Genomic DNA, 18,843 nt, shown 5'->3' with positions numbered 1-18,843 from the left:
GCCGTCCAGACCCTCGTGGCGCGCCACCCGGGCCTGCGCCTCGCCGCCGACCCCGCCACGCTGCCGCCCGTCCCCAGCCTCTTCACCAACTCGGCGTCGACCCTCCCCGTGCACCTCTGACGCCCCCGCTCTGACGACCCCCGGTCCGGACCGCTCGGACGCCGACGCCGGTGTGCCGTGCGACAACGCACGGCACACCCGACCCGCTGACCTGCGTGGCGGGACGGTACGGCCGCCACGGGCCGTCGTCATGACCGGTAACCCCGTCCAGTGCAGACGGGTCGCGAGTTTCTCGGCTCGCGCATCGGAGCCGGACTCGTTCGCCGTAGTGCGTTCCAAGCCCGGTCATCCGGGCAGCCGAGGTCGGCGAACCCGTCCGCCGGCCTCGGCGGGAGCGAATCCGTGCGGGGCCCGGCCGCGGGTCCCGGTGCGGTGCCCGCTTTCGGCCGTGCCGTCACTCCAGCCGTTCCCGGCGCCGCTCGTCCCGCCGCCGTGCGCGTCCCCGGCGCCGCTCGAGCCGCCGCCGTGCGCGTTCCCGGCGCCGTTCGACCTCCGCCCACGCCGCGCCGGCATCACGCGTCCACCGGGGCCGCTCCCGGATCAGATGCCCGACGTGCTCGGCCGACCAGCATCCGCTGCGCGGCCTGAGCAACCGCACCGCCTCCTCCGGCAGTCCGAACAACTCCGCCACCGACGCGTCGTCGAGCCGTGCGACCGCCCGTCCGGCCGACTCGAGGACCGCGCTTCGCTCTTCCGCGAGCTCGCGGGCGCTCTGCGCCGCCGTCTCGCGCAGTAGCAGATCGGCCCGGGCCTCCAGCAGCCACGGGGGTGGCTCCGCGGCCAGCTCCGCCAGGACCGTGCGCGGCACATGCCCGGCCAGCTGGGGCACGTGAGGTGCGATGACCTCGATGGGCACCCCCAATGTCGCCGCCACCGTGGCCGGGCACGCCAGCGCTCTCCCGGCCTCGAGCGCGGGTCCCCGCACCGCATCGAGCATGCCTGTGAGCGCGTCCCGTCCGAGCCGGGCCTGGCGCAGCAGCTCGGCGACCCCGTCCACCAGCGGATCGCTCACATGCCGCCAGTCGCGCAACCCGCTCGGCCACACCCCGGCGACGCGCATCAGCGCGAGCGTCCACGCGAGCGACTCCACGGGACCGGCCTCGTCCCGGGGCCTCCGCAACTCCAGTTCGATCCGGGCGACCTTCGCCAGTTCGATGTTGCGGCGCCTCGTCGCCGCCGCCTTGCGCGCGGCTTCCCGCAGTCCCGCCGCGATCGCCGCCTCCCGCAACTCCTGGTCCGCCCGGACATGGTCGCCCAATTCGTCCAGGTCTCCCGCTCGCCAATAGCGCACTCGCAGGATTCGCCCGTACTTCCGGACGTCCTCCTCGGCTATCGGCGCGAGCCCCGCGGCATCGACCACCCGCTTGAACCGCTCGATGCCCACCCCCAGGCGTGCCGCCGCCTCTGTGGCGTTGCACCGCCGCTCCAGCGCCAGCCGCGCCCGGAACCCGTCCAGGTCGGCTTCCGCCGCGCTCACCGGCACGGGGTCGAAACTTCGATCGTCCAGCCTGTGCAAGAGACCTGTATCGGCGGCCAGCTCGAGCTCCCGAACCGTGAGCCCGAGTCGCGTCCGAATCTGCTCGCGTCCGATCCCGTCGCGCTTCCTCGCCATGGCGCACCTCCGCCGAACAGCATGCCGGACACCTACGACAATCCGTGATGTGACGCGGACCGACGGTGATCATGGTGAAAGTGGCGCGGTCTCACCGGCGACCCGGAGGCATGGGACGGCGCCCGTACCCGCTCTGCTCCGAGCGCCGGAGGCGCCTGGGCCGCCACCGCTTCAAGGGGCAGGCCGTCAGCCCTTCCGGTCCGCCTCCGGCGGTCTGGACGGCTCGGGCACCGAGGGCGGTCCGGGGGGTCCGGGGGGTCCGGGGTGCAGGGTGCGCGCGGCGAGGCGGGACGGGTCCGGCCAGCGGACGTCGTAGGCCCAGCCGGCCTGCTCGAAGAGGCGGATCAGCCGGGCGCTGGGATCGAGGTGGCCCTTGAGCACTCCGTGCCGGGCGCTCGTCGGGTCGGCGTGGTGCCAGTTGTGCCAGCCCTCGCCGAGGGTGAGGTACGCGACCAGCGGCAGGTTGGTCGAGCGGTCGCGGGTGCGGAAGTCGCGGTCACCGAAGGCGTGCGCGAGCGAGTTCACCGACCAGGTGACGTGGTGGACGACCGCGTACCGGACGAGGCCGCCCCAGAACAGCGCCGTCCACGCGCCCGCCCACGACCACGACCACAGGCCCCCGGCCGCGGCCGGGAGCAGGAAGGACAGGACGACGACGCCCGGGTAGGCGGCGTCCAGCCGGCGGACGTCCGGATCGGCCAGCAGGTCGGGCACCCAGTGCCGCCGATCGGATCTGCGGCGCGCGGTGAAGAACCAGCCGACCTGGGCGTGCAGCAGCCCGCGCGCGAGCCCCCAGCCGCTCTCGCCGTGCGCCCACGGCGAATGGGGATCGCCGGGCCGGTCGGCGTACTTGTGGTGCCTTCGGTGCTCGGCCGCCCACAGCGTGACCGGGCCCTCGACCGCGAGCCCGCCCGCGAGAGCCAGCCCGATGCGCAGCGGGCGCCGGCACTTGAACGCGCGATGGGTGAACAGCCGGTGATACCCGACGCTGATGCCGTAGATGCTGATCACGTACATGACCAGCGCGATCACCGCGTCCCGCGGGCCGATGCCGCGTCCCCAGGCGGCGGCGACGCCCGCGGCCAGGGCCGCCACCGGAAGCAGGACCAGCACGACCAGGTAGGCGCCGCGCCGGGCCGGCGAGATCGCCACGGTCTCGGCCGCGACGGGGGCGGGCACGGGCATCGGTACCTCTCATGGGGGCCACGGACGCTGCCCATTGAACGGGGCACGGAATGCTCTCGACAGTATCCGAAGAGTAACTAGATACTCGCGAAGAGTTGTTCATTGCTTACTTTAGGTGATTTCTCGTTGTGGTGGCGGTCACTCGACGCTAAATTCCGGCGACAGCGTGTGAACGAGACGCCACATGTGAACGAGACACCGACGGCGCCGCCCGCGGGCGGCGGAGGGCCTTCCCGCCGTCGCGGGAACCGATCCGAAGCAGAGGTCCGCCGGCATGCAGCAGTCCGAACAGACGGTCAGCGAGGGATACCTGCGGCGGTACGAGGAGGCCGTGCGGCGCGACCCCGCGGCGGCTCCGGCACTGATCGCCGGCTGGCTCCGCACCGACTGGCGCCCGCTGTTCGCCGAACTGCGGGCCCGCCGTCCCGTCCTGTCCGCGCCCGGGCTGGCGCTCGTCACCCGCTCCGCCGACGTCCGGGAGGTGCTGTCCCGCTGGGAGGTCTTCACCGTCGCGGCCTACACCGACCGCCTCGAGGGCGCCCTGGGCGGCCCGGTCATGCTGTCCCGCGACGCCACGCCGCTGCACTGGCGGGAGCGGGGCCTCCTGCAGGTGATGCTGCCTCCCGAGGACGTGCCCGCGGTCCGGGAGCTCGCCGGACGCGCCGCCGACGCGGCGCTCGACGCGGCCGCCCCGCACGGCCGCATCGAGGCCGTCGGAGGCCTGTTCCGCCACGTCGCCCTCCGGGTCTGCGCCGAGTACTTCGGCTTCCCCGGCCCCGACGAGGCGACGCTCTCCCGCTGGTCCCGGGAAGTGATCACGGACGTCACCGCCAACCTGCCCGGCGACCCGGACGTGCGGGCGGCGTCCGCCCGCGCGGGCAGCGAGATGATGGACCACCTGCGCGAGGTCCTCGCCGCCCGCCGCGCCGCCCCGCCCGGCGGCCCGCCCGCCGCCCCGCCCGGCGACGTCTTCGACCGCCTGCTCCGCACGACGCTCCCCGCGCGGGCCGGCGTCGACGACGAGCGCGTCCTGATCAACGTCGCCGCGCTCATGCTCGGCTTCGTCGAGAACGCGTCCGGCTCCCTGGTCCACCTCGTCGGCGAGCTGCTCTCCCGCCCGGACGCGCACGCCCGGGCCGCCGAGGCCGCGCGCGACCCCGATCCCGCGCGCGTCGACGGGCACGTCTGGGAGGCGCTGCGCTTCGACCCGTTCCTCAAGGTCATCGCCCGGGTCAGCGCCCGCGACCACCTCCTCGCCGCCGGCACCCCGCACGCGACGACCGTCCCGGCGGGCACCCTCGTCCTCGCCGCCGCCGCGTCCGCGATGTTCGACGCGGACGCCGTCGCCGACCCGCTCGACTACCGCCCCGGCCGCCCGGCCGACGTCTACCTGCACTTCGGGTACGGCCCGCACTCCTGCGTCGGCGTCCATCCGGGCGCCGCGGTGATCTGCGAGGTCGTGCGCCGGCTGCTGCGCCGCCCCGGCGTCCGGCTCCTGCCGCCACCGGACGGCGGCGTCGTGCGCGACCGCGGCGTGTTCCCCGACCGGTTCGTCCTCGGCCTCGGCCCGTCCGGCGAAGGGAGCGCGTGACATGGGCGGCACCGGCAGCGCGCGGAGCATCGCCACCGACGGCGCGTCCAACCGGCTGCGCTACCTGGCGCTCACCCGCGGACGGCCCCTGTGGCGGGCCGCCGAGAGCGTCCGGCCGCTGCGGCGCGGGCTCAACGCCGCCATCATCGACCGGGCGATCCGCGAGATGCCCGGACGGCCCGAACCGCTCAGCACGATGGCCCCCTACACGTCCTGGCCCTCGCTCACCGACAAGACGTTCAGCGGCCGCCACCTCCCGCCCGTCCCCGCCCGGGACGGTGCGCGGCCGACCGCCGAACGCGCCGCCGACCTGTTCGCCCGCACCGGCGACATGACCCCGTGCCCGCGGTCGACGGTCCTGTTCGCCTACTTCGCGCAGTGGTTCACCGACGGGTTCCTGCGCAGCGACATCGCCGAACCCCGCGACCCCCGCCGGACCACCTCCAACCACCACGTCGACCTGAACCCGCTCTACGGCCTGGACGCCGCGGCCACCGCCGCCGTCCGGGCCTTCGACGGCGGGCTGCTCAAGAGCCAGGAGATCAACGGCGGCGAGTTCCCGCCGTACCTGTGCGAGGACGGGAAGATCAAGCCCGAGTTCGCCGCGCTCGAGGTCGTCCGGTTCGAGGCGCTGCCCGACGAGCGCCGCGACCGGCTCTTCGCGCTCGCCGGCGACCGCGGCAACACCCAGGTCGGCTTCACGATGCTGACCGTCCTGTTCCTCCGCGAGCACAACCGGGTGGCCCGCCTCCTGGCCGAGCGCAACCCCGGCTGGGACGACGAGCGCCTCTTCCAGACGGCCCGCAACATCGTCATCGTCCTGGTCGTCAAGCTGGTGATCGAGGAGTACATCAACCACATCACCCCGTACCACTTCCGCTTCCTGCTCGACCCAAGGCTTTCGGCCCGGCTCGCGCGCGCGCCGTGGCAGCGGGAGAACTGGGCGTCGGTCGAGTTCAACCTCGTCTACCGCTGGCACAGCCTCATCCCGTCCCGCCTCGTCGTCGGCGGGGCGGAACTGCCCGTCCCGGCCACCCTCTTCGCCCCCGACCTGATCCCCGAGGCCGGGCTCGGACGGCTCTTCGAGGAGGCGTCCGAGCAGCGCGCCGGACGCATCGGCCTGTTCAACACCGACCCGAGCCTGCGCCCGGTCGACGTCGCCAGCATCGCCGACTCCCGGGCGCTCGAACTCGCCCCCTACAACGACTACCGGGCGCACTGCGGCTTCCCGCGCGTCCGCCGGTTCGAGCACGTCTCCGGCGACCCGGCGGTCGGCGACGCCCTGCGCGACCTGTACGCGAGCGTCGACGACCTCGACCTTTACGTGGGGCTGTTCGCCGAGGAACCGGGCTCCGCGGACGCGATCCTCCCGCCCCTCCTCACGAAGATCATCGCGATCGACGCGTTCTCCCAGGCGCTCACCAACCCCCTGCTCGCCCCCCGCGTCCTCACCCCGAGACGTTCACCCCGCTCGGCATGCGGATCATCGGCGGTACCCGGACGCTCTCGGACATCCTGCACCGCAACGTCCCCGAAGACCCCCGGCGCCGGTTCGTCGCCATGAGCCGGCGCGGCGCCCGCTGACCGCGGAGGAGCCGGTGAGCACCGAACCGACCCCGGAAGCGGCCCCGGAAGCGACCCCCGCCGCCGTTCCGGACGCCGTCGCCGAGCTGCGCCGCGCCGCCCGCGAACTCGCCGACACCGCCGTGGCCGCCGCGCGGCGTCCGCGCACGCCACCGCGGCCCTCACACGCGCGCCGTCCTCGCCGCCGTCCCGCGCGCCCCCGTCGCCGCCGCCCGCGCCGAACGCGCCCTCACCCGCGCCGTGTCCGGTGCCGGCGGGCTCGGGCACGCCCTCACCGGCGGCCCCCTCGGCACCGTCGCGGCGCGGCTCGGCGGCATGGCCGGCGCCGGCAACCTCGCGATCCGGCTGATGGTCACCTCGCTGCGGCTGCGCATCACCGCGGTCGCGCTCGACGACCCCGGACTCCTCCGCGACCCGCTCGTCCGGCGGCTCGTCGACGCCGTCGCCGCCGACCGCGACCTCGACTCCGCCCGCGCCCTGTACGCCCTCGTCCGCGACCGCGGCGCCGTCCGCGCCCTCACCGCGATCGCGCCGATCTTCGGCGAGATCCTCGCGCTGCGCGCCCTGCTCGACCAGAACCCGCTCAACGACGCCGCCGCCTGGCTGATCGCGACCGGCTCCGGCACCGCGACCGCCGACCCCCTCACCGGCATCAGCAACCGCGCCATCGCCGCCCTGGACGCCGGAGCGGGCGCGGCCGTCCGCACACCGTTCCCCGCCGACCGGCTGCGCACCCACGGTTCCCTCCTGGACTTCCTCGCCAATATCTGCGCGCTCGGACCCGGCGGCCGCGCGCTCGTCCAGACCGTCCGCGGCCCCGACGGCGTCGAGCGCCACGTCGTCCACGCGCCCGGCATGAAGCTCGGCGTGCCCGACGACGCCTCGCCCTGCGACCTGCTCGGCGCGTTCAGCGCCACCGTCCGCGACAGCGCCCCCTACAGCCGCGCCCTCGCCCGCGCGATCGACGACTACGGCGTCCCGCCCGGCGCGGACATCGCGCTGATCGGCCACAGCGCCGGCGGCGCCGCCGTCATGAGCCTGGCCCAGGACGCCGCCTTCTGCGCCCGCCGCACCGTCACCCACGTCGTCGCCGTCGGCTCCCCGGTCGACTTCAAGCGCCCCGCGTCCCCGGACACCTGGGTCGCCAGCGTCACCAACCGGCACGACATCATCCCGAGCCTGGACGGCCAGGGCGCCGGGGCCTGCCTCGACCCCCGGCCCGGCTGGTACGTCGTCGACTACGGCGACCCCACCCACCTGTTCCCCGCCTGCCACGCCATCGAGCACTACACGGCCAACCTCACCGACGACCTCGCCGAAGAGCGCGCGGAGATCGACCGCAACCTCGCCCGCTACCACGGCCCCGTCGTCCGCTCGCAGGCGTACCGCCTGCTCGACGACGCCCCGGACCTCTTCGAAGCACCCGCCCGCCGGACGTCCGTCGCCGCGCACGAGTTCGACCTGCCGATCAAGTGCCGGTCCGGGACGTCCCTCGCCGCCTGCTTCACCGCGAACCTCCCCGCCGCCCGCGACCTCCCGGGCCCCGGACGTCCCGTCCGGCTCGGCGACCGCGCCCTGGCCGTCCTGCACGTCTCCGACAACCGCGACACGAGCATCGGCGCCCACCGGGAGGCGCACCTCGGACTCGTCGTCCACGACCCGTCCCGCGCGGGGCGCATCGGCGTCCGCTACGTCGACTCGGTCTACAGCACCGGCCGAACGGCCGCGGTCGCCGCCGGACTGTGGGGGCACGCGTCCACCACCGCGCGCATCGACCTCGAACCCGGCCGCGTCTCCGTCGTCGGCGTCGCGTCCCTCAGCGGCGGCCTCGGCCCCGCGCTCCCGGCGGCCGAACGCGGCATCGTCGTCCACTCCGCCCTCGACGGCGTCCCCCTGCGCTCCCGCATCGAGACCCGCGGCCCCGCCCGCCTGCACCCGGCACCCCGCGCCCGCCTGAACGTCGCCGCCACGGACCACCCGATGACCCGCCACCTGCGCGTCCTCGGCCTGGACGGCGCCCGTCCGCTCCTCTGCCTGGCGTCGCCCGCCCACCGGTCGCTGCGCACCGAGCCCACGCGGGACGCCCGGTGAACCGGCTCGCCGCCCACGGCGACGCCCTCGACGCCGACGCGCGGGCGATGGCCGCGCACGCCGACCGCTTGCGCGCCCTCGCCGCCCGCCTCCGCGCGCAGGACGCCGCCCCCGACTGGCTGTTCGCCGGCCTGCACGACCACATCACCGCCTGCGTCGTCGCGTCCGACGAGCTCGCCGAGGCCGCCGCCCGCATCCGTGCCCTCGCCGCCGCCCCGGCCCGCGGCCGTCGCGAGTAGCATCCGGCTGGCAGACCGTAAGCGCGCGGAAGCGAGATCCGAGGGTGACGAACGTGTTCCAGGCCTCCCAGCTCGACCTGCAGCCCCTCCCGCAGGACCTGCACTACCGCCTGACCGACCCCGGCGACGGCACCGTCCTGGCGGACGTGACGCCGATCGCCGTGGGAGAGGGGCAGAAGGAGGGGTTCTTCAAGCGGTTCATGCGGTCCTCCGGGCCGACCCTGACCGCCCCCAGCGCCCAGCAGCACGTGCCCCGCGTCACGTTCCGGGTTTCGGACGCCCAGAACTCGACGCTCTTCTTCCTGGACCGCCCGGACAAGCTCGCGGGCAACGGCTGCCCGCCGCACTACGCCGTCGTCGCACCGGACGGCCGTCCGATCGGGTACCTCACGAACGAGCACCGCGCGTCCGTCGAACCGCCGTCCGGCCCCGTCGACACCGACGGCGTCACCCTCGTCGGCGGCCGGGCCCACCTGCGCGACCCGAACCACCGGGTGCTGTGCGACATCGTCGTCCGGATGCCGCTGCCGCCGTCCGCGGACCCGAACCGTCCGCAGGACCCCGCCTCCGACGCGATCCGCTACATGGACCCCGACGGGACGATGTGGGCCCGCAGGCTCGTGTCCGGCTCGGCCACGCAGGTCAACCCCGCGGCCCAGCAGCACGTCCGCGCCCTGCTCGCCGCCCACGTCATCGCGTCCGGTGTCGACGAACGCCTCCACACGTCCATCGTCGCCTCCTCCTACTCGCCCCCCGAACCGGTCGCCCCGGGCGCCGAACCGTACCCCGGCCACGCGGACGTCCACGCGTCCTACATGAGCCACCAGGAGGAGTTCATCGAGTGGCACAAGGAGGAGATGAACCGCCGCGCCCGCAACATCTCCCGAGGCGCCGACACCGGCTTCTGACCTCTTCGAGAACCCCCCGATCATGCCGGAGTGGAGAGCCCCGACCGCGCGCCGATTTCCGGACCGCCCACGACTCGAGAACCGCCCAATCCGGACGGCCGGAATGGGCGGAGCGGGCCCAGTCGACGGCCGAGAGGTGGCATCGCGGTGATCGGTGTACCCTCGCCTTGGGACCAGCCCGCGACAGGGAGTCATAATGGCGGAAGTGTTCGAGGCGCCTCAGTTCGAGGTTCTGCCTTTGGCGGATGACCTGCATTTCGTGGTGCGGAACCCCGGCACGGGCGATGACCTGGCCACGGTGCGGCCCGTGCTCGTCGGGCAGTGGCAGCGGGAAGAGGTGAGCCTGTTCGGCCGTATCCGGCGATTCAAGCCGTGGGCGCCGCTTCCCGAGCTCTGCAAGCATCACGTGCCGAGAATGGTTCTCCAGGTTGCGAACGGCCGCAATTCTCCGCTCTTTCTCCTGGACCGGGCCGACAAGGTGATCGGACATCCGGTCGTACCGGATTCCGTGGTCGTGGCTCCGGACGGTGGTGTGGCGGGTCACTTGACCACCGACCACGACAAGGAATGCGAGCCGCCCGGCGGTCCGGTCGACTCCGACGGGATGACTCAGATCAGGGGCAGAGGTCATTTGCGCGACCGGGAGTACCGCGTGCTGTGCGAGGTCGTCACGCGCGTGGATCTCTCGTTGAACCCCAGGTTGATCGACGAGCGGTCGGACGTTGATATGGTTCGCCTGGTCGGGGGAGACGGAATCATCTGGGCGCGGATGATCGGCACGGGCAGGGCGCTGCATTGCGCTCCGCAGGCCCCGCGTGGCCTCAAAATGTTGCTGGTCGCGCACATGGTCGCCAAAGCGGTGGACAAGCAGATCTACGCTGCCGTCAGCGGCGGCTCACCGCGTCTCCCGGAACCGCTTGTATCCGCTGGTGAGCCGTACCGAGGATACGAAGACGTGCACGCACCCTATATGCGCTACCAGGACGAGTTCATTCCACGGTACGAGGCGCAGCGGGAATCCAGGCAACGGAGAGCCGCCTCCTCCGTCTGACGAGAAGATGCGGCGGCCGGGGCATCTCCCGACCGCCCCTCCGAGTGGCGGTCAGAGATTCTGATCCCACGGGGGAGTCTCATCGTCCGCCTTCTTATTGAAGCTACCGTCACTGACGTTGTACACCGGCGTGTTGACGTTGTACTTGTCGCTGTACTTGTTCTTCTCGTCGAAGTTGCCCTCGTATTCGGCTTTCATGCCGGTGTTCGCGCTCTCCACGCCGCCCATAAAGGACTTGTTCTTGAGGTTCTCGTTCTCATCCCACTCGAGTTTTCCTCCGACGGTCCCGGAGCCCCAGCCGCCCGAGTCGCCCACCTTTCCCTTGAGTTCGACGTCCTGCCCCTGAACGGCGCCGTCCCGGACCTTGGCGTGGTAGCCGCCCTCGCCTTCGAGGATTCCGGCGGCGCTCGTCACCTTCCCGCCGATACCGACGTTCCACGTCTTCTCGATGTCCCGATCGGCGTCCAGGTCGAGTTGCCCGGTGGGTAGTACTCCCCGTTTGTTCACCAGGTTGAGGCCGGAGTTGACAAGTCCCTCGGTGATGTTGGCCGCCGCGCCGGCCGAGCCCGTCGCCCACGCCTTGCCGAGGACGGCGTCCACGTCCGCAGCCCCGTTGTCCTCTTGGTCGCCGGCTGTGGTGTGCATCTTGACGAGCATCACCCCCGCGGCCACCGCGCCTGCCGCGGCGAGAATCCCGAAAGCCACCCAAGTGATCTTCAGCGCGATGGTGGCCAGGGCCAGGCACTGCCCGTAGGCGACGGCGCCCACGACCGACAACAGTGACGCGCCTGCGACGGAGGCGAGCCCGAACAGGTATGCGCCCATCGCGGCGGCGAAGACGGAGTAGGCGAGCAGGGCCCACGCGGCGATCATGATCGAGGTGCTGACTGCGTTGAAGTAGGACGTCAGGGCGTCGACCTGCTCCCCGAAGTTTTTGACCTCTCGCTCATAGAGCGGCCGGTCGTCCATCGTCCATGCCTCGCCGGGGATGTCTGTGACGAGCTGGGCGAGATTCTGGGCGGCGACCTTCAGCTCCTTGGCAGCCTTCTCCCATTCCTGGGCGCACTTCTCCAGCTTCGTCGTCTTCCCTGTGCCCTCCTTGAACGCGAAGGCGACCATGAACGCGGGCGGGAGCGCGACTCCGGCCGCCATGGCCGCAGCCGTTGCGATGGGCATCAGGCTCTCGTGCGTGCCCACGACCGAGCCGCCGGTCAACCCCGTGATCGCAGCGGCGCCCAGCGCCCCGGTGCCGCCGGCCGCACCGTACTTGAGCCCCTTAGCGTGCTGCTGCTGCGCCTCCGGCTCACGCGCCGGGCGTTGCCGCCCCTGGTCCGTCGGCTGCCGGGGTTCGGCCGGGGCTTGCTGCTGCTGCGGTGTCTGCTCCGTAGGGACGGGCGCCTGCTGTCCCTGGGGCTGCCTTGTCGGCTGCCCCTCGCCTGCGGGCTGGTCCGGATTGCCCATGAAGTGCGTCTCCTGTCATGAGGCCGGTCAACGACCGTGATCGGCGTTCTTCTGCTCGGTCTTTTGGTAGTTGTCCGCGGCCTTCACGATCTTCTCCGAGTAGCCTTTGACTGTGGTCATCAGCATTTTTATGTCCTCGAAGGCGAACTGGACGCTGATCGGGTAAGCGGCCGACGTTGTCATGCAGGCCGGGCTGAAGTCGCTGCCCTCGAGGTTGTATACGCCATCGCCGTTAATGGTGTCGCCAGCTTTTTTGAGATGTGGGATCACCTCATTATTGAGGTCCTGTGAATGCTGGCTGATACGGCGCGGGTCGGCTTGCTTGGGTTCTCCCATTGCGCCCTCCAGGAACGGGAATGAGAAGGCTGTTGACCGGCGGTGATGCTCATATTGACGACAACGCGGCAACGCTAGCAGCACCGGCCTTCCGGGGGCCGGGAAGAGTGATTTCGGTCGCGTCGAACTCGCCGTTTGGGTGCCAGCGAAACAGAGGCCTTCGGTATGGCGCGATGCTGAACCGCCGTTCTCGTCCCGATGCGGCGAGAACGCGTCCGTCAGAACGGCGGGGGTTCTTCGGACGGGGCGGTGACGCCTTCGGCCACCGCGGCGGCGCGGCCGGTGACGGCGTCGCCGAGGACCTCGCCGGTGAGCGGGTCGATGCGGACGCCGTCCACCACGATGGGGGCGCCGGGGGCGTCCGGCGCGCGGTCCGGGCACCAGTCGGCGACGGGGCAGCCGCCGCACCACGGGCCCGGCGTCGGGCGGAAGGCGTCGTCCGCGTGCCAGCGGGCGGTCATCGACGCGATCACCTCGCGGGCGGCCTGCCGGACGTCCGGATCCCAGACGTCGAACCGCAGGACCTCGGCGCTCGACGGCGTGATCGTCTCGAGTTCGACGATCCCGCCGCCGTCCCCGCCGAGGACGCCGTGCTTCATCAGCAGCACGGCCAGGGCGAGCTGGGGCACGAGCGTGAACACCGTCGGGGCGTCCCCGGCCGGCGGCGCGCCCTGCGTTGTCTTCTGCTCCCGGTACACGACGGTGCCGCCCACGGTGCGGATCAGGTCCGGGTGCGCGATGACCACGACGTCCGCGTCGGTGTCGTGCGCGGCCACCGACGGCTCCGGCGCCACGTCCGCGGACGGCTCGCGCAGCGGGCACACCGCGAGGTGCGACACCAGGTAGGGGTGGGCGTCCGCGTACTCCTCCGGCGTCAGGACGCCCGCGGCGATGCCGGGCCCGCTCGACGGTTCGGGCAGGTCGTCCGCCGAGCACGCGGGCGCGCCGGACCGGCCGTGCGCGAACTCCAGCCACCGGTGGACGGCCCGGCCCCGCCGCGCCGCCGTCCCGTCCGAGCGCTGCGCGGCGGGGATGTGCAGCTCCCGCAGGTGCGCCTGCGCGGGGCACACCAGGTACTGGCGGCCGGTCGTCACCGACCAGGTGCGCCGGTGCGTGCCCCGTCCCTCGAGGCCGAGCAGGCCGGGGACGTCCGGTACCGCGCCGCACGTCGGCAGGACCTTGCACTCGACGCAGTCGGAACCGGGACGCGCGCCCGTGCCGAACGCGATGTCGGTGACGATCGGCCGGGTGCGCTCCAGGTACACGCGGCGGACCTCGGCGGGCGGCGCGTCCACGAGCACCCGCGGCGGGACGTCCCCGGTGAGGACGACCTCGACGAGCCGGACGCGCTCCGGTGCGACCTCGTCCGGAACGACCTCGACCGGCAGGTCGCGGTAGACGTCGCTCTCCGCGCGCAGCCCCGCCGCCGCGACGAACGCGAGCGCGTCGTTCGACGGCGCGTCCGGTTCGCCGGGGCGTCCCACCCGGAGGCGCCGGAACTCCCGCAAGGTGCCGTCGGCCGACGCGTACCAGCGTCCCCATGCGGTGAGCACCCGCAGCTCCGCCGCCGACTCCGCCTGGACGACGCGCGGCAGCGGCTCCGGACGCACCGCGACGCCCTCGACCTCGAGATCCTCGGCGATCCACTCGGCCGCCCGCAGGTACGCGTCGAACGCGTGCCGCACCCACACCGCGACGCCCGGATGCACCGCCGACCGGGCCCGCCCGAGCGCCTTCTCGATCGCGTCCGCCGGGGGCTCGCCGCCGAACTCGGTCAGGTTCAGCGCGTCCATCACCAGCCCGAGCGGGAACGTCTCCCACGGCGCGTACCGCCGCGGCCCTCGCCTGCGCGGCCATACCCGCGGACGGGCCTTGAGGGCGGCGAAGTCGCGGCAGTGCCGGTCGTCGCGGTCGAGCAGGCTCGCCGAGAGCCGGATGACGCCGGGATCGCCGCTCAGCTCCTCGTGCGGCGTCCAGTTTCCGAAGGGCATGTCCGCTCCAGCGCTAGGGGAAGGCCACGACCATTAGAACATGCGTGAACCCAATCAACCATCGATTACGGGAAAATCGATGGCGGGTTGTCGGTGCTCGCTGGTGAAGCACGCGTCTGGGCGGCGCCGGTCACGCACCGGCGAACTCCGCGCCGACGGGTCGAGTCCACCATGTCCGTGGTGGTTCGCGCGATCGGCGCCGCGGCGCGCCGCCTCACCGGTCGGAGGGAGGGGCCTTCCGGCAAAGCGCCATGTCGGCGGCCCGCCCGCCCCAGACCGGGCCGTCCCTCCAGATGACGGACATCCCGAACGCCTCGGACAGGACGTCCGGTGCCCACGGCTCGGCAGGCGGGTCCGGCAGGACGAGGAATCGGTGGTCCACGGGGTCGCCTTCGGCGTGCTGGACCTCCAAGACGCGCAGAACGGCGTCCCGCATGCGCCGGTAGGTGTTGCCTCCCTCGCCGAGCACCTCGTACAGCACCTTGCCGTGCGGCCCCTCGCAGACGACGTCGGCGGTGGGCGAGTGCATCGTGGGGACGAGCCCGGCCCCGTACAGTTCGGAGATCAGCGCGTGCCGGACCCGTTCGTGGACGGTGCTCCGCCGTTCCGCGCGCACGGCGGCCTCGATCTCGGCGACGAAATCCTCGAAGCCCCCGTTGGTTCCGGCTGACTCGCCGCCGGCCGCCTGTGTCATGGGTTCGCCTTCCTGCGCAGCGTCGGGTTCGGGGAGCAGGACCGGGGGGAGGAGCGTGGAGTGTACGACGGTCAGCGACCGCGTGCATCGCGTGGCAGCCACGTACAGCAGGCCCGGACCGTTGAGCGTTCGGTCGTTGACCGCGGACGGTTCCACGAGGACGACGTGGTCGAACTCGAGTCCTTTGGCCTCGGCCGGCGGCACGATCTTCACGCGGTCGGCATCGCCGAGCGCGTCCCGCAGCGGGGCCAGAAGTTCGGGCGGAGCGATGGCGGCGACCGAGCGCCCACCGTCCGCCGCGTGTGCCCGCGCCCGTTCCGCAGCCGCCGCCACCATGCTCGCCGGGTCGGCGGAGACGACCGTCACGGCGCCCGGTCCGGCGGGACGGATCGATCGGGGGAACGCGGCCGCGGGGGCGATCGACCGCGCGAGCGGCAGGACGAAATCCATGACCTCTCTCGGGACGCGGTATCCGACCGCCAGCTCCTCGAGGTGCCAGCCCTCCTCGCCGGCCAGCAGCTCGGCCGTCTCCGACCAGCTCCCGGGGGAGCGGTCACCGGTCGCCTGCGCCAGGTCGCCGAGCACGGTCATCGAACCGCTCGGGCACCGGCGGGCCAGCGACCTGGCCTGCATCGGCGTCAGATCCTGCGCTTCATCGACCATGATGTGGCGGTATCGGGGCGGAGCCTCTCCGGTGATGAGCAGCCGCAGTTCCTCCAGGCAGACCCGGTCCTCGATCGACCACGGCTCGCGCGCCGCGCGGGTCGCGCGCGGGCGGACGATCGCCGCCCGCTCGCGCTCGTCCAGGACCCCCTCGGCCGCGGCTCCCAGCGTGTCGGCGTCGCCGAGCAGGTCGCGGAGCACCCCGGAGGGGCTGACGTTCGGCCACACGGTGTTCACCAGCCTGAGCACCCGGGGATCCCGCGAGATCCTGCGCCGGACGTCGTGGTCGCCGTGACGTCGCCGGAGGTTCGCCTCCTCCCGCATCAGGAGATCGACCAGCCGCGTTGCGAATCCGCGTTTGCGTTGATTGAGCGGGGCGGACTCGTCCGCCTCCACGAACTCGCGCAGAACCTCCGCGGACACGGAGAGGTCGGCCCCCTCGAACCTCATGTCGAAGGACCCGTCGGGCAACCGGTCGATCGCATCCGTCCGGGGGAGTGCCCGCACGGCTCGCCGCAGCACCTCGGCCATCCGGACGTCCGACTTCACCAGCCGGGCCTCGTGGGGGTCGCGACCGCGGGCGTCGTCCCACAGCCGATGGAGTTCCACGGCTCTGACGCCGTGGTTGCCGAGGTCGGGCAGGACGTCCCGCACGTACTCGAGGAACCCGCGGTGCGGGCCGACGACGAGAACCTCTTCCGTCTTGAACCACCGGTTGAACAGCAGCCAGGACACTCGGTGCAGGCCGATGGCGCTCTTGCCGGTGCCCGGACCGCCCTGCACGACCAGGACGCCCTTGCGGTCGTCGGACACCAGCAGCAGCTGTTCCCGCTGGATCGTCTCGACGATGTCGCGCATGCGCCCGTCGCGATCTCGTTCGAGATCTTCGAGAAGGAAATCGCGCAGCCCTTCGCCGGGAGAGAAGGCCTGGGGCGTGGGCATGCCGGCCGGCGGCGCGCCTTCCTCGGCCGCAGACGATGCCGGGAGGGGCCGGGGCACCAGTTCCGGAATGGCACCCCCCGCCGGTGCGATGGCGGGCTCCGCGACGACGACCGGCCCCGTCGGCGCGGCGGGGGTGGTCACGATCTCGTCCCGGAAGTCACGGACGCGACGGAGATCGCAGCGGAGCCGGCGCCGCAGCCGCAGATCGCCCGGCTCGTCGGGCCGCCGGAGCATCCACTCGGTCGCCTGCGGAGCCTGCCAGTTGATGACGAACGGCTCGTACAGTTCGTCCCGAACCAGGCGGCGGCCGATGTACCAGGTCCGGGTCTCGCCGTCCTCCTCGGCGTCCACGCGGGCGATGACCAGCGCCTCGCCGTCGAGATCGCCTTTGAGGCGCACCTCGGGGGCGACGTCCGGGATGAACGATGTTCCCGCGTGCGAGTCCGTGACGTCCGAGGGACGGAACCTCTCGCGGTTGTCCGCGAAGGTCCGCTCGTAGCAGCGGTAGGCGTGGTCGACGGCTCTCTGCTCTTCGGCGAGCGTGGAGTGGCGATCGGTCAAGCCGGTGGCTCCCGTTCGTTGCTGATGTTCTGTTGTCGGTGTGATGCAGGACGCGCAAGGGGCCGATGCGGTTGCCGCGGTTCACGGGCGAACCGGGCCGCGGCCGTCCGGTCCGGGGGACGGCCGCGGGGTGCGGGGCGGGGTCAGCGGTTGCCCAGGGGGACGGTGACGCCGCCGGAGAACATCGAGTCGTGGAGTTCGATGGCCTTGAGTTTCACGTTGTCCGGGACGTCGAAGATGACGACGCCCTTCACCGAGTTTCCGGGGTTGATCTGCTCGAGGAACGACCGCGAGTCCTGGTTGGTCCAGATCGCTGCCTCGGTGTCGGCCTGGAACTCGCGGCCCTCGGTGTCGACGAGCGTCTGGTTCGTCCCGTCGAACATGCGCGCCTCGTCCCCGATGTTCTCGACGGTGATGTGGACGAGGACGTACTGTCCCTGCGCCTGGGAGCCCGCGTACTCGTCGCCGACGCGGTCGACGCCCTTCTCCACCTTCGTGACCGTGAAGGCGAACTTGCCGTCCCGGTACTCGCGCCCGATCCCGTTCGTGACCTTCTCCGTCTTCTCGGGCTTCGCGCTCTTCTCGCCCCGCTCGCCGCCCGCGGCGGCCCCGTCGCCCGTCCCGGTCCCGGACGACGTGGCCGCCGGGTCGGACGCGCTGCTGACGATCGCCCCGCAGGCCACCATCAGGAACAGGGCGGCGACGCCGCCGACGACCGCGTACAGGCAGCCTTTGCCGCGCCGCCTGGGCGGGGGAGCGGGGTACCCGTGGGGCGGCACCGGGCCGGGCGGCGCCTGGTGGGGGCCGTGCGCGCTCGCGTGCTGCGGGCCGGGGACGGGGTTTCCGGGTGGATTCATGGTGGTGCTCCGTATCTGTCTGGAGGTCAGGCGGCGAGGCCGTGGCCGTCGTGCCAGGCCCGCAGGAACGCGGTGACGAGGCTCTCGGCGCGGGCGGTGGGGTCGAGGGGACGGGCGAGGCCGCGCCGGGCGATGGACGCCAGGGAGTCGGCGGTCTCGTTGAGCGGGTGGCCGGAGTGGCCCTTGACGTGCTCGGTACGCAGGCCGGGACGGTGCGCGACGCGTTCGGCGAGCCGGACGAGCGTCGGCGGACGGGCGCGGCGCGGCCGCAGGTCGTAGCCGGCCGGGAAACGGGACGTGTCGCCGCGCTGCCAGGCACGCAGGTAGTGCAGCGCGGACAGGCTGTCGACGAGCACGAGCAGGTCCGGGGCGTCGCCGACGTCGTCGACCAGCAGGTTCACCGCCCGCAGCTCGCCGACCAGCACCGTGCCGGGACCGGTCGGGTCCTGGTGGCGGAAGGGGCGGGCGCGCATTCCCCAGCGGCCGGTGTCGACGACGTAGCCGATCCCGTACGCGCGGGCGTCCCGGACGCTCGCGTCGGTCGCGGCGACGAGGGGACCGGCCCGCCCGCGCCGGACCGGCACCCGCCCCCGTACCGGTGGCCACCGGTACGGCGCGGACGGCGGTGCGACCTGCGGGCAGCCGGGGGAGTGCGGGCCGGTGCCGAGGTGGTGCTCGGCCTCCCCGGCGAGCATCTCGGCGTTCCCCGTGTCGCCGTGCCGGACGGCCGCGAAGCACAGCCACAGCAGCCGCCGCGCCGCACCGCAGCAGGGGCAGCCCAGGGACCGGGTGGCGCAGGCCCGCATCGGCTGCGTCCGCGCCGCCAGCCGGGGCGGCATCCGTGCCCGGGCGTCGTCGAACTCCTTCATCGGCATGGTCGGAATGGTCCGGCGTCCCGTGACTCGCATTGCGGCTCCACTCTCGTCCGGCGGGGCGGCTGAAGTTCACATCAAAGCACAGATTGTTTGTGTACACAATCAACCCTCAATCTCCTGAGAATCCCACGAAAGATCGAGT

The 18,843-nt window shown here is 72.7% G+C and carries 15 protein-coding genes; 7 read left to right on the top strand and 8 right to left on the bottom strand.

Annotated elements, in window-relative coordinates; translation table 11 throughout:
* Positions 1–15 precede the first annotated feature (15 nt).
* Positions 16–120: a cytochrome P450 gene (locus F7P10_RS43890; protein WP_254716876.1), complete on the top strand. Its 105-nt coding sequence runs from the start codon at positions 16–18 to the stop codon at positions 118–120.
* Between the two features lie 334 nt (positions 121–454).
* Here F7P10_RS43890 and F7P10_RS04380 read toward each other — a convergent pair whose 3' ends face one another.
* Positions 455–1,537, bottom strand: a complete 1,083-nt coding sequence (locus F7P10_RS04380) for a hypothetical protein (protein ID WP_151008191.1) — start codon at positions 1,535–1,537, stop codon at positions 455–457.
* Positions 1,538–1,858: 321 nt separating this feature from the next.
* Entirely contained in the window at positions 1,859–2,857 is a 999-nt protein-coding gene (locus tag F7P10_RS04375; protein ID WP_151008190.1) for an acyl-CoA desaturase, read from the bottom strand.
* Positions 2,858–3,131: 274 nt separating this feature from the next.
* Here F7P10_RS04375 and F7P10_RS04370 point away from each other — a divergent pair, with 274 nt between their 5' ends.
* The 6 genes from F7P10_RS04370 to F7P10_RS04345 all read left to right on the top strand — a co-directional run bounded on the left by F7P10_RS04370 (position 3,132) and on the right by F7P10_RS04345 (position 10,321).
* On the top strand, positions 3,132–4,448 hold the full coding sequence (locus tag F7P10_RS04370; protein ID WP_151008189.1) for a cytochrome P450: 1,317 nt from the start codon (positions 3,132–3,134) through the stop codon (positions 4,446–4,448).
* 1 nt (position 4,449) lies between these two features.
* Complete coding sequence (locus F7P10_RS04365) at positions 4,450–6,012, top strand: peroxidase family protein (protein ID WP_254716384.1); 1,563 nt, start codon at positions 4,450–4,452, stop codon at positions 6,010–6,012.
* Between the two features lie 260 nt (positions 6,013–6,272).
* Positions 6,273–8,123 (top strand): hypothetical protein, encoded by a 1,851-nt coding sequence (locus tag F7P10_RS41995; RefSeq protein WP_176611295.1) that lies wholly within the window; start codon positions 6,273–6,275, stop codon positions 8,121–8,123.
* Positions 8,120–8,362, top strand: coding sequence for a hypothetical protein (locus F7P10_RS04355; protein ID WP_151008188.1), 243 nt, complete (start codon positions 8,120–8,122; stop codon positions 8,360–8,362). Before F7P10_RS41995 ends, F7P10_RS04355 begins: the two co-directional genes overlap by 4 nt.
* A 53-nt stretch (positions 8,363–8,415) precedes the next feature.
* Positions 8,416–9,270 carry a hypothetical protein gene (locus F7P10_RS04350; RefSeq protein WP_151008187.1) on the top strand — a complete coding sequence of 285 codons (855 nt, stop codon included), beginning with the start codon at positions 8,416–8,418 and terminating at the stop codon, positions 9,268–9,270.
* 196 nt (positions 9,271–9,466) lie between these two features.
* Complete coding sequence (locus F7P10_RS04345) at positions 9,467–10,321, top strand: hypothetical protein (RefSeq protein WP_151008186.1); 855 nt, start codon at positions 9,467–9,469, stop codon at positions 10,319–10,321.
* 51 nt (positions 10,322–10,372) lie between these two features.
* Here F7P10_RS04345 and F7P10_RS04340 read toward each other — a convergent pair whose 3' ends face one another.
* The 6 genes from F7P10_RS04340 to F7P10_RS04315 form a co-directional block, all read right to left on the bottom strand.
* On the bottom strand, positions 10,373–11,782 hold the full coding sequence (locus F7P10_RS04340) for a hypothetical protein (protein ID WP_151008185.1): 1,410 nt from the start codon (positions 11,780–11,782) through the stop codon (positions 10,373–10,375).
* Between the two features lie 27 nt (positions 11,783–11,809).
* Positions 11,810–12,118 (bottom strand): hypothetical protein, encoded by a 309-nt coding sequence (locus F7P10_RS04335; RefSeq protein ID WP_151008184.1) that lies wholly within the window; start codon positions 12,116–12,118, stop codon positions 11,810–11,812.
* A 218-nt stretch (positions 12,119–12,336) separates the two neighbouring features.
* Complete coding sequence (locus F7P10_RS04330) at positions 12,337–14,109, bottom strand: PD-(D/E)XK nuclease family protein (RefSeq protein ID WP_151008183.1); 1,773 nt, start codon at positions 14,107–14,109, stop codon at positions 12,337–12,339.
* A 214-nt stretch (positions 14,110–14,323) separates the two neighbouring features.
* Complete coding sequence (locus F7P10_RS04325) at positions 14,324–16,969, bottom strand: AAA family ATPase (RefSeq protein WP_151008182.1); 2,646 nt, start codon at positions 16,967–16,969, stop codon at positions 14,324–14,326.
* A gap of 143 nt (positions 16,970–17,112) precedes the next feature.
* A complete protein-coding gene (locus tag F7P10_RS04320; RefSeq protein WP_218040374.1) occupies positions 17,113–17,826 on the bottom strand; it encodes a DUF4352 domain-containing protein in 714 nt (237 codons plus the stop codon).
* A 26-nt stretch (positions 17,827–17,852) separates the two neighbouring features.
* Positions 17,853–18,701, bottom strand: a complete 849-nt coding sequence (locus F7P10_RS04315) for an RNase H family protein (RefSeq protein WP_176611294.1) — start codon at positions 18,699–18,701, stop codon at positions 17,853–17,855.
* Positions 18,702–18,843 lie beyond the last annotated feature (142 nt).

The organism is Actinomadura sp. WMMB 499, assembly GCF_008824145.1.
Lineage (GTDB): Bacteria > Actinomycetota > Actinomycetes > Streptosporangiales > Streptosporangiaceae > Spirillospora.
This window is presented reverse-complemented; position numbering and strand designations above follow the sequence as displayed.

Excerpts from the sequence above, each read along its gene's own strand:
- F7P10_RS04365 (WP_254716384.1), top strand. The coding sequence starts at position 4,450 with ATGGGCGGCACCGGCAGCGCGCGGAGCATCGCCACCGACGGCGCGTCC.
- F7P10_RS04315 (WP_176611294.1), bottom strand. The coding sequence starts at position 18,701 with ATGCCGATGAAGGAGTTCGACGACGCCCGGGCACGGATGCCGCCCCGG.
- F7P10_RS04320 (WP_218040374.1), bottom strand. The coding sequence starts at position 17,826 with ATGAATCCACCCGGAAACCCCGTCCCCGGCCCGCAGCACGCGAGCGCG.
- F7P10_RS04330 (WP_151008183.1), bottom strand. The coding sequence starts at position 14,109 with ATGCCCTTCGGAAACTGGACGCCGCACGAGGAGCTGAGCGGCGATCCC.
- F7P10_RS04340 (WP_151008185.1), bottom strand. The coding sequence starts at position 11,782 with ATGGGCAATCCGGACCAGCCCGCAGGCGAGGGGCAGCCGACAAGGCAG.
- F7P10_RS04375 (WP_151008190.1), bottom strand. The coding sequence starts at position 2,857 with ATGCCCGTGCCCGCCCCCGTCGCGGCCGAGACCGTGGCGATCTCGCCG.
- F7P10_RS04335 (WP_151008184.1), bottom strand. The coding sequence starts at position 12,118 with ATGGGAGAACCCAAGCAAGCCGACCCGCGCCGTATCAGCCAGCATTCA.
- F7P10_RS04345 (WP_151008186.1), top strand. The coding sequence starts at position 9,467 with ATGGCGGAAGTGTTCGAGGCGCCTCAGTTCGAGGTTCTGCCTTTGGCG.
- F7P10_RS04370 (WP_151008189.1), top strand. The coding sequence starts at position 3,132 with ATGCAGCAGTCCGAACAGACGGTCAGCGAGGGATACCTGCGGCGGTAC.